At 47.8% G+C, this 11909-nt stretch carries 6 protein-coding genes; 1 reads left to right on the top strand and 5 read right to left on the bottom strand.

The features are described 5' to 3' along the window. The first annotated feature begins 6 nt into the window (after positions 1–6). A complete protein-coding gene (locus KI362_RS05125) occupies positions 7–795 on the top strand; it encodes a GNAT family N-acetyltransferase (RefSeq protein ID WP_301625390.1) in 789 nt (262 codons plus the stop codon). Between the two features lie 227 nt (positions 796–1022). Here the strand turns inward: KI362_RS05125 and KI362_RS05130 are convergent, their stop codons facing one another. From KI362_RS05130 to KI362_RS05150, 5 genes are all read right to left on the bottom strand, one after another. Beyond that, positions 1023–3794: a copper amine oxidase N-terminal domain-containing protein gene (locus KI362_RS05130; RefSeq protein ID WP_301625392.1), complete on the bottom strand. Its 2772-nt coding sequence runs from the start codon at positions 3792–3794 to the stop codon at positions 1023–1025. 175 nt (positions 3795–3969) lie between these two features. Then, entirely contained in the window at positions 3970–5898 is a 1929-nt protein-coding gene (locus tag KI362_RS05135) for an LTA synthase family protein (protein ID WP_301625394.1), read from the bottom strand. Positions 5899–5979: 81 nt separating this feature from the next. Then, entirely contained in the window at positions 5980–8517 is a 2538-nt protein-coding gene (locus KI362_RS05140) for a beta-mannosidase (protein WP_301625395.1), read from the bottom strand. A 180-nt stretch (positions 8518–8697) separates the two neighbouring features. Beyond that, a complete protein-coding gene (locus KI362_RS05145) occupies positions 8698–8859 on the bottom strand; it encodes an aspartyl-phosphate phosphatase Spo0E family protein (protein ID WP_233500767.1) in 162 nt (53 codons plus the stop codon). A gap of 252 nt (positions 8860–9111) precedes the next feature. Beyond that, complete coding sequence (locus KI362_RS05150; RefSeq protein ID WP_301625397.1) at positions 9112–10530, bottom strand: helix-turn-helix domain-containing protein; 1419 nt, start codon at positions 10528–10530, stop codon at positions 9112–9114. Positions 10531–11909: the final 1379 nt, after the last annotated feature.

The following is an 11909-nucleotide window of genomic DNA, read 5'->3' on the forward strand; positions in this document are numbered from 1 at the left end:
TTGAAATTGATTGAGCTAAAGGCGGAAGACTATAGTCAGGCAACCGCGCTTCTGAAGCAGGTGCCGTTCAACACCTGGTTTGCCCAAGCTGTGCTTCAAGGGTTAAGCCCAGGCCGGGTATTTGTTGATCAACTGGAGCATCCGGAAGCCTGCTACATCCAATCGGCCTACGGCATGTCACTCTTGTGCGGCGAGAGTCATACCCCTGAATTTCTGGAAGCCTTGACCGGGTATCTCGGAAATGAACACAAACAGCGGGTAGAACGGGAATGGCTGCAGGTTTACCCTGATTCATGGAACGTTCTGCTTCGGCGTCTTGCCGAGGATGGCCCAGTCGAGGAGAATACCCGGGTCAACTTTACGTTTAATCGTGCTTTTTTTCAGAGCTTAGTAGACCAAAGCAGTTCGATTCAATGCGAGATTGTAGCTATTGACGAGAAGCTCTTCCATGAATTCGATGGAGCGGTGGTTCCCCGCCACTTCTGGAAGAACGCCGATCAGTTCGTTGCTGCGGGAGCCGGATTTTGCGTCCTGCAACAGGGCCGTCCGGTATCCGCGGCCTTCTCCGCTTATCGGGTGGAGAATTGTCTGGAGATTGGAATCGAGACCGTCAAAGAGGCTCGGGGTAACGGCTACGCTATCCAGGCCAGCATTGCGCTGATCCATTATTGTCTGGAGCATCACCTTGAACCGGTCTGGGCCTGCCGTAGGGAGAATGAGGGCTCCTACCAATTAGCCCAGAAGCTCGGATTCGTTCCAACCTTATGTATTCCTTATTATCTTCTTAAGCCATAGTTAAAAGCACCAAGCTTACCATTGGCAGGCCTCGTAGCTTTAGTGACATTCCGATTATAATCGCCTCACGAGCACCCACGCTCGTCGCATAAGCACTCACACCAGCAATTTTAATGCCTTTCGGCACTTATTTCGCAACGCACGGCGTAACCTCACATTGAAAAAGGTGTCCCTAATCATCTACGATGACTTCGGGACACCTTTTTCTCTACTTCTTATTTATTTGCTCAGACGTTGTCAGGGCTTGTCGCGCCACCGTTAGTCTCGGTCTCTGCCGGTTCGACAGGGGCTGGACTGATCTTGAATTGAGCAGTTGGTGCGGATAGTGCACTGGTATAACCTGATTTCCCTACAGACAGGACAAAGACCTGGTAAGTCTTATTAGCTTCAATCGTTGCACCGAAGGCATCCTGGCTTTGTACCGGCTGATTGGACACATTATTGCCGGTTGCAGCAACTGGCGTGTAATTACCGGCCATAACGTTATTCGCACTGGACAAATTGAAGTTATTTACTTGTTCAGCTGGAACAACTAAAATCCGATAATGGTCAATATTTGTTTCATTAGCCGGCTTCGTGAAGCTTACCTTAATATCACTTGCTTGGCCTGTGCTCGTATCCGTTATCGCAGTTACATTCGTAACAGCCTGCACTAAAGAGCTGTCAGTCAGCGTAATCAATGCCGGGTTAGATAATGCATTACTACCGGCGTAACTGCCGCTGCCCAGAGAAAGTACATAGACACGATAGGCCGTATTATTTTGAATAGTATCTCCGTCAGTATCTCTTGAAGAATAGCCAAAGGCCGCTGTCAATGGATTCGTACTGCCTGATTTGCTTACTGTTTCATAATATCTGTTATCTATTGCCTGCGCAGTTGTTAATGTCTTCGATGCCTTTACAACATACACGCGGTACTGACTGATATTCGATTCTTCTGTGGCGCGATAGAACTGAACTTGAAGATCTCTTCCGTCACCGTAATCACCGATATCCGCAGCAGTCAGTCCACTCACCGTACCCACGCTGAAATTGTTAGTCAATACAACGGTCGAAGAGGATTCGGACAAGGTATACTCGCCAGTATAGCTTCCTCTACCGACGGATAGTACAAACACACGGTAGCTCACTCCGGTCTGGATCTTCGCGCCATCTACATCGCGCGCACCGGAAGGAAGCACATCGCTGAAATCCCGTCCTACACTTGCCTGGATATAGTTGCTGCCGGATACGTTAATGGCCTTGGCTAGCGTAAAGCTGTTTGCGTTGGCAGCCTTCACCACCATGATCCGGTAATGGCTAATATTCGATTCATCCGAAGCCCGTTTGAAGGATACGAACAAATCCCGGCCATCATTATAGTCATTCACATCGCTAGCATACAGATTGGATACGGCACCAACACTGTAGTTATTCATAAGTGTAATCAGATTGGAAGCATACGATAATGCATTGCTTCCGGTGTAAGCGCCGCTGCCAACCGCCATAACGAACACACGGTAATTTACTCCGTTGCGAATTGTAGCACCATCTACATCGCGCGCGTTGGAGGACAGGATTTCACTCTGATTGTATCCGGTTTTGCTCACTTCTTTATAATTGGAGCTAGATACTGCATTGGCACGGGCAAGTGTAAAGTTGCTGTAATCATTTGCTTTGACGACAAAGATCCGATATCCCGAGATCTTCGATTCATCAGCAATTTTCGTGAAGCTAACCCGCAAATCCCGTCCATCTCCATAATCTGTTATATCCTGCACCAGCGTAATGACCGGTGCTGCCACGGTACCAGCAGCCAGAGTTACAGATGGGGAAGCTGTTGACAGCTTATTCGAAGCCAAGCTTGTATTGCTGACCGACAGAACGAATGCCGTATAGGCCACATTGTTCTTGATCAGGTCGCCGGCAGTGTCTCTTGATGACGCGGAAAAGGTTCCGGTCAGTGTCGATCCGCTGCTTGATGTCTTGCTAACCGTGGTGTAGTACTGATTCGACAGCGAGTTTGCCCGAGACAGGCTGAAGCTGCTTGCATCCTTTGTTTTCACCAAAAATACACGGTATTCAGAAATGTTGCTCTCATTCGATGCACGAGTGAATGTTACTGCCGCATCGCGTCCATCCGCATAATCGCTAACGTCGTTGATTCGTACATTTGTCACCGCCGAGACGGAAATACCTGTATCCAACGTTAACGAGTTAGAAGACGTTGATAGTGCGCTGCCGTAAGTGCCTTTCCCTACTGTTAATACATAACCTACATAAGCCTGATTCGATTGAATCAGCGCTCCGTCCACATCACGGGCTGACGAGGACAGCGTGACTGCCTGATCGGTGTTGTTCGGTTGTACAGTTGTGTAATTTGCCGAGCCAACCTTCAGCGCCGCAGTCAGGTTGAATGCAGATGCATTCGATGCCTTTACAATCAACAAGCGGTAGTGATCCACCAGCGATTCGGTTGTCGAACGAGAGAAGCTGACCTGCAGGTCGCGGCCGTCTCCCGTATTGGCCACATCCCGGAGTGTTACATACTGCGCAGCTTTTAAGCTGGAGGTATCTGTTCCGCCGGATCCGGAGAAAATAGTGACCGACCTCGAGGAGGAATTCCAGTTCACTGTAGCTCCAAGAGCTTCACTCACGAAGCGGACAGGAACCATAGTTCTTCCGCCAATCGCTTGGGCAGGAACATCCAGCGATACCGTCTGATTATTAATCGTTGCCGTTCTTGACTTCATCTTCAGCACAACGGTCGTATTGCCCTTCGTTGCCGTTACCGTCTGCTTGGACTGGTTCCAGTCCACCGTCGAACCGAGGCCTTCAAATATGGCCCGTAATGGCAGCAGTACACGTCCTTGCACGGCTACCGGAGCCTGATCAGTCGACAGTCTCGCACCATCGATGTAAATGCTAATGGCTGTCGCAGCCGACGCTGAAAGCGGGGCTTGAAGAAGCATAGGCAGAGCTAGAATAACAGCCAAAAAAGTTATTCCGATTTTTTTCACAGTTTCATCCTCCCTAATATGATGGATCAGTATAAATCCTATTGTCATTACAGACGCGGCGGCAAGGGAAAAAGTTTCTAATGTGCGAAGCTTATTTTACGGAGCCGCTTCAACATGATTAAACCAAATACCCGCCGTATAAACGAAATTCGTCCCAATTCCCCTATAGTGAGAACTATTTCCGTTTCGGGAGCAGCTTTACATACTCGTCCGACAGCTTCATTAACTGAAGCACGTATTCATAATCATTTCGATAGGCGGAAAGATCGGTGACCGGCTCCAGTGTATCCAGAGATACCGCGGTCCCATCCTCAAAGCCCTGACCCGGAATAAACATAACCTCATTGTTAAAGAACGAACCGGTCGGCAAATAATACCGCATCCCGATCACATTCTGCCCGATGCTCAGCAAATCCTGGCCTAAGGCAGTGAAGGATTCCTGCTCCAGCGAAATCCCCAGCAAGCCTGCCATGGTAGGCAGCAAATCCACTTGTCCGCCCGTCACTTGAGAGACTACTCCACCCTGCCTGCCTGGAATATGCGCAATAAATGGAATATTAAAGCGGCTAACCCGGTCATCGTATGGAATTCCGAGCTTCTCCGTGATCTCGGCCGCACTCGTCTCGCTAGGCTGCAGTCCAAAGTGATCCCCATACACAACGAGCATCGTCCGCTCCCACATGCCCTCCGCCTTAAGCCGTTCGATCAGTTGTCCGATCGCATAATCCGTATAATTTACTGCGGTCAAATAATTGCCCAGATTAGTCCCCTTCAGGTTGTCCGGAAGTTGAAGCTGAACCTTATCCTCCGGCACAATAAACGGTGAATGGCTGGAAGTCGTTACAAACTGGGCATAGAAGGCAGTTCCTGCCTGATCGAGCTGCTTGAGCTCCTCTACGCCAACCCGGTACATTTCTTCATCCGAGGCTCCGAAGTCATTAAAATGATCATTCGTAAAGGCCGGCTTATCAAAATACTTATCAAAACCCAGCGCAGGATACAGCCTGTTGCGGTCCCAGAAGGTCACATCGTTGATATGGAATGTCGTCGTCGCATAGCCCTTCTCTTGCAAAAGACGCGGCAGACTCGGAAGCTCCCGGCTTCCAAAGCCGGTGGACATCGCCACGGAAGCCGTCGGATAGATCGAGGTGTTAGACATGAATTCCGCATCGGAGGTGTTGCCCGGACCGATCTGTTGATAGATCTTTGGAAAATAAAAGCCTTCATCCGCCAGCTTGTTCAATACCGGTGTTATTTCGGTCTCCCCTACTTTCAAATGAATCGGGAAGTTCTGGAAGGACTCCATCTGAATGACGATCAAATTCCTGTTTTGAGCAGCTCCGAAATAGGACGCCTCTGCTCCATCCGACTTCACATAAGGATAGCTCGCCTGAAGATGATGAATCTCCTGTGCTACCTCCTGCAGGTTTCCTTCCGCAATCATCCGCTCTTCCTCCTGATTTCTTAACAGGGCGTCTCCCTGAAAATTGAGAAATCCGATCGATTGCGCCCGAACCAGTTCATTATCGATGCCCTTACCGGAGGACAGGAACAGACCTGAACCCCCAAGGGACAGCACCAGCAGGGAAGCAATAATCACCTTCCAGCGGGTACTTGTTCCGTGTGATCCACGACGGTCTGTCCGGAAGCTGAGCGTCCTTCTCCTTCTTCTCCAACCGGCGGTAACCGCCAATATCAGTCCATATAGCGCCCACAGCGCAAAATCCGAAAAATAAAGAAATTGCTCCGGACGAATCAAGGCGTTCACACTTGCTCTCACCTGCGGAATCTGGTTAAGGCCGCTGAGCACCGCATAAGTGGGCACCGTACCAAAATGAGCAAAATATAAGGTGACAGCAAACAGCATGAAAGAATAGATGGCATTTACAATCCCAAATACAAGCCGGAACCTCCGAACCGGAAGCAGCAGCTCAACTAGACAAAGCAAAGCGAGCACCGACAGCCCTTCTGCCAGCATGCCTCGGCCATGTAGCCCGCCAAACATAAAATGCTGCAATAGGGCTATTTTCAGAATCAGGACAAGCCATGTATAGAAAAAGACTCCCTGGCGGGAGGTACGGAAAACTCTCAACATCTGAAACATCAACTCTTCTCTAGGAAAATTTACAGTTTCAAGGATACCCCGTTTGCGCCAGGGATGCAATATTGCATCTATTCTATTCGATCAAACAATATAATCACACATCGATGTAACTGTCACTTCTCCTGCAGTACCAGGACGATAAATCGGGCCGCCGCTCTTTTCGCTTCGATAGAATTCAACCGTGACCGGAAGGCCCGGAATCAGATCAAAGTAATTGTCAGAGAAAATCCCTTCCGTCTCCGTATGCAGCCAGACCTGTCTAGCCACAGCCGTTGTCTCAACGATATAACGAGTTCCCTCGCTGCCTGCTTCCTCCCGAATGGTCACCGAGGGTTTAGGCCAGGAAATGTCACGGCCTGGGGCAAAGTAAGCATGCGCCTTGGCAATCTCGGCACCGTTCTCTTCAAGTGTAGCGAGCAGGATAACCGATTTCGGATCTGCCCCGCCTAACAGGTCAGAGGCCGGCAGCGTACAGATTATCCGTGCAGAATCGGCCGGCATTGTAATGGATTGCGCTCTCGATGCAAGCAGTTCCCCATTAAGATCATATAGAGCCAGCTTCAGTTCCCCTTGTACCGGGCTTTGACGGTCTGATACCGCATGCACCTTAATTTCTCCGTTCACATCGCTGTCCACAGATAAAATCACTTCTGCAAATCCGCGCCGCACGGTGTATTGCAGGGACTTCCATCTTCCGTAGTAATCAATCCCTGCCCAGGATGCAACCGGCCAGCAATCATTCATCTGCCAGTACAAGGTACCCATGCAATAGGGCTTGCGCTTCCGATGGGCCTCAATTGCCGTCTGGATCGCCTCTGCCTGAAGCACCTGGCTCATATACAGAAAAGAAATAAAGTCTTTCGGCTCCGGCAAATATTGATCCATATATTGCTTGATCAGCCGATTCCCTTGGCCGTTCTTCTGATGAGCAAGCATCACCTTCGACTCCAGCTCAAGCTGATCCCGGTCTGCGTATTTCAGGACCGAAGACAGCTCAGGGAACGACTGGAAGCCATATTCGCTCATAAAGCGTCCGACACGCTCGTTATAATTGGAGAAGGGCTCTACCGCATGCCATACTCCCCAATAATGAATGTCTCCTTCTCCGGTTACCGTAGTCGCATGCTGCCGCTGATCCCCGGTTACTTCCCGGATTGGCGATGATGGCCAGTAATCAATCCCTCCGCCAAGACGTTCTACTACCTCTGGAAGCAGATCATGGAATATAGCTTCATAATCAGCCCAGATTTTCTCCCGTTGCTCTAAAGTATAGTCCTTCTTCCAGCCCCAGCCGCCGTCTTCCACATAATGAGCCCAAGCCGAATCGATCTCATTGTTACCGCACCAAAGAGCAATACAAGGATGATTGCGCAGGCGAACCACATTATATTCCGCTTCGCCCTTTATACTCCGGAGGAAATCTTCATCACCAGGGTACATGCTGCAGGCAAACATAAAGTCTTGCCAGACCAGAATGCCGTGCTCATCACACAGCTCGTAGAAAATATTCTCCTCATAAAATCCCCCGCCCCAAATGCGAAGCATGTTCATATTGGAGCGAACTGCAGATTCAATCTCCCGGCGATAACGGGCTTCCGTGACATCGGGAATGAAGCTGTCGTTAGGAATATGATTGGCTCCCTTGGCAAAGACGGCGACTCCATTTAATTCAAAACGGAACGAGACCCCCGTCTCATCCTTCTCCCGTACCAGCTTGATCGAGCGCAGCCCAGTTGTTACGGAACGAGCAGCAATCTCCTTTGCATCCTGCTTCAAGCTTGCTTCAAATGTATAACGTTCCGGACTTCCAAGACCGTTGCACCACCACAGACGCGGTTCGCTAATCTCAAGCTCCACTTCAACGGTCTGAATCCCCGAATTCAAAGCAAGCTCCTTCTTCCAGTTGAGTTCTTCCGTTCGAATCTCAAGCGCGCCTTGCCAATCAGCTGTCACATCCACTTCCACAATCGCTGTCAACCGAGCCTTCTCAGATGAAATCTCATTTTGCCGGATAAATAAATCTGTTATTCTCGGACCTGACCACGCCTCCAGCCTTGCTTCTCTCCAGATCCCGCTAGTCACGAAGCGCGGGCCCCAGTCCCAACCATAATGATAGGGCGCTTTACGGGCAAAAACGCTAACCCGGCGATCGCCGAGACCGCCCAATTCGGATTGGTCATTCGCCGCCGGAAGACTATAACCCAGCGCCTCCAATTTGGGCAGATCCTCATTTACCGGAGAGCGGAATCTGATCCTGATCGTGTTATCTCCAGCCTGAAGAACATCCTTCACCGGAACCGACCAGGCACGAAACATGTTGTCGGCCGACAACACTCGAGTCCCGTTCACATAGACATCTGCATAGGTGTCCAACCCGTCGAAGGAAAGCTCCACCCGTTCCTGCTCCTGCCAAGCCGGAGGAAGTGAAAGGACCGTCTCATATTCCCAATCCTTCTTATCAATCCATTGCAGATCATGCTCATTCGTCCCAAAGAACGGATCAGGAATGAGTCCATTCCGCAGCAGATCCGTATGCACATTTCCAGGCACAATCGCCGGATACCATCTCGATTCATCACATGCTCTAAATTGCCAATCCTTCAACTTAAGCTCTAGCATCTTATAAAGCAGCTCCTTCTGGTGAAATAATAACTATCTTATATCTTTGTTATTGTTTTGTTATTCTATCATTATAACAAAATTATTGTATAATAAAAATAACAAGAGCCATGTCCTCATATAGGCACGGCTCTTGTTAGTATTCCCTTCGATATCCATTAAGAATGATTAATTGTTTTCTCATGCAATCGGCTGCTTTCTTTTTAAATCATCATATTTGATCTTATTGTATTTATTAATTAATGTATCCAACAGCATGGATTGATGAAGAACAGCTTTATGGCGAACCCCGTATTGCTCAGCCAATTGATTGAGCTTCTGTCGCTCCTTCTCAATAGTCATCTTCATATGCTCCTTATTATTCATAAGTTTCTCACCCTATGAATATATTAGTCATTGTTGCTAAAAACTGCATATTGAAACATTTTGCAACTGATAAAATATCCCAAATTTTGAAATCAAACCTTTTCTGATAGGAAGGAAATGGGATTGGCTGGTTGCCAATCCCATTCTCAAGCTTATTTGATTAACTGAACTGCTTAGCCCCAACCATGCATAAAAGTTGTAATAACATTCGAACCTACTACCGCGAAACTAAACATAAGCGAAGCCGAAACCACCCAAGATATTTTCTTTTTCATTTTCCCACACCTCTCTACAAAGTTTAGAATATTCCTTGCACTGTGCCTCTGAAGCATACTGTCTGTAAAGCTCAAAGATCGCCATGCTATTAGTAAGTAGATCCTTGCTGCTCAATTTTAGGGACACTCTCATGCTGTATAAAATATCCTTAATCCCTTCCCGAAACAGACCTTTTCTGAAATTATACAGGGCATAATCCTGAAAAAAGACAGAGTATCTGAAATAGTAAGGAGGTGCCTTGGTGTTATCATCTGTACTCAATCTGCTGGATAGCCAACGATCCTTGCCGGTAAGCCGGTATTTCTCAATCTGGCTTGAAAATCTAGTGATGGCATCATCGACAAAAAAATGATGGCGATTTGCCGACTCTACTAAAGTAATCAATCCTTCAACAATCTCATCCGGATGCTGCTCCAAAAATTCAATATATTCCGGAATTCTTGAGCGATTGCCGGATTTGATATCCAAGCAAATAAAGTTTGCCCTTGCAAAGATTTTTAGTTGTTCAATCTCTGCTTTCCCCGCCTCATCCAAGCCTTCAAACCAACTCAGATCTGCATACTCGTCAATCCATTTTCGGGATTCCTCGTATCGTCCCCGATACTCATAGGCACCAGCAATATATAATGCGGCTTTCCCATAGTAATAGACGAGCGATTTCACAGGGGTGAATTCGGGGTCTTTCCATATTTTCTTATCATACATCACTCTGGCCAACGTCCTAAGTTCACAGGCATAATTCTCAACCTCTGCCCAATCCAGCCTGACTGCATAAGTCTCGGTCAGCATCAGCAAGCCATCCAGAGAGATAGCTTCAGGCACGCGATACCTGTAAGGCAAAAATTGCATCGCAGCCTTGAATCCTTTAATGACGTCGTTCTGAAAAATTTGATACAGCCTGAAGTAGCTCATAGCCAGCCGTTCGGAGTGATTGGATCTCTCGCATTCGATGACGCTTTCATACAAAAGAGAAGCGGCTTGCTTCCAGCCTTCGCTGAACATCATCTCGGCCGTATCATAAATACCGCCAATTTGCTTCAAGTCCTCCAACAAACAGTTCAACACTTGCTTGAGACAGTCGTATCTCTCCAGCTCGGCGCATCGAAGCAAAAAAGGTCTAAGACGCCGCCAATGGGCACCGGGTGGAATCAGGCATTCATTGACATACAAATCGTAGAAATGCCCTTCCGGAAACCCCATAACTGTGGTGATTCGATCCAACTGTCCTACTGAAATTGGTCGATTTCCACTGATAATGCCGCTTAAGGTTCCGACATTCACTTCCGCAAGTTCCGCAAACTGATGAAGGGTTGTCCCCCTCTGCTTGATGTGATCTTCAATTTCTGCGCGAATCGTGGTTGTGGAAATCAAATGGCTATCACCCCCGGAATCTCGCATATTGGCCTCAAAACTCTTCATCCAGAATCTAGAATATGATGTATATATATGGAATTATATTCGTGTATTTTCGATTCGTCAATATGAATTATGTAAAAAATCAATAGTTTTTTAGTGATTATGTTTAAATTTATCATAATATTGCATATATAGTTATAAAAGGTAATATGGTTCGACAATTTTCCCGTTATTCTGCGGAAAAGGAGCATTCAGAAGATAATCCCAGTGCTCCATTCGTTGCAGTTTCTTGCAAGTGAGCAGCAACAGCCAATAGCCGATATAAAGCGATCAATGATTCTGCGTGCTGGGGGTAACGTGTGAAGGTTGCCTTCGATCGCTGTTGTTCGCGGATTCCTTGATTTACTAAGCCATAACAAGGAAGAAATCCGCTCACAAAGGCGAACACTCCGTTTCTGCAGCAACCTTCACACTTATACCCTTTTACGCAGCACTTTAGATCGGCATTGTATTGCGCCGCCGAATGCACTTAGGTAGCTCCACACGCCCCTCCGCAAGTCTGAGGCATGGCAGAATGCACCAGTGTCACTTGCCTAGTCTACAGGCTCGTTCATTCAGCATAGCATCTTGATGCCTGATGCATTACAAACAGTCCAACTCCGGGTCATCATTGGGATGCCCCGATTTTCACAAATCCGCAAAGCAAGGCTATTCCCGGAGATTCTGCAAAATACCGACCAAGTACGCATGAGTACACCTCGCACCCGAGCGCAGCTTCCAGCACGCGGTGTTTCGCAGTATGACGGGATCGGTCGACTACATGAAAATATGACTATTACGCATGTAATGAAAAAAGTTACCTTAAATTCAGTGAAAATGATAGAAATGCGAATATAGTGAATTTTTTGTACTTAAAGTTGACTAAAACGCGGGTTTGGCTAGTTACTGGCGATCTAAGGGAAGTTTTTTCACTAAAGGTGGGTTCGAGTGTCGAATGAAGATTTTAAGGGAAGGAATTTCACTGAATCGCGACCGGATGAGCATGAGCAGAATGAGGGAATGAGGTGCTCATATCGTCTTGGGGGCGATTGAAGTTCGGAGCAAGACCTAGAATGGCAGTGGACAAGTAAAGTTTGAAGGAAAATTTGAGTACTGGCAGAACAGGCAAAGTTTCGGCGCAAGACCGGAGCGTCGTGAGGCGGAGGCGCAACTTTAGGCGCGGTAGGTCATTGGCATCGTGTATAAGCCATCGCGCAAGCTGCCGTTCGCGCTTAGCCCAAGGGATGCGCTTAATCTCCTGCTTGTATGCTGGGAGGTAAGTTAATAGCAGTGCAATTATTGCAATGCGGCTTATGGTTCAGCTATGTGCAAACTGCATTGCCGTTGAACTGCAA

This window comes from Paenibacillus apis (assembly GCF_018333295.1).
Lineage (GTDB): Bacteria > Bacillota > Bacilli > Paenibacillales > Paenibacillaceae > Fontibacillus > Fontibacillus antibioticophila.

Bases quoted from the DNA above. Each gene is read 5' to 3' on its own strand.
- KI362_RS05135 (WP_301625394.1), bottom strand. From the start codon at position 5,898: ATGTTTCAGATGTTGAGAGTTTTCCGTACCTCCCGCCAGGGAGTCTTT.
- KI362_RS05140 (WP_301625395.1), bottom strand. From the start codon at position 8,517: ATGCTAGAGCTTAAGTTGAAGGATTGGCAATTTAGAGCATGTGATGAA.
- KI362_RS05145 (WP_233500767.1), bottom strand. From the start codon at position 8,859: ATGACTATTGAGAAGGAGCGACAGAAGCTCAATCAATTGGCTGAGCAA.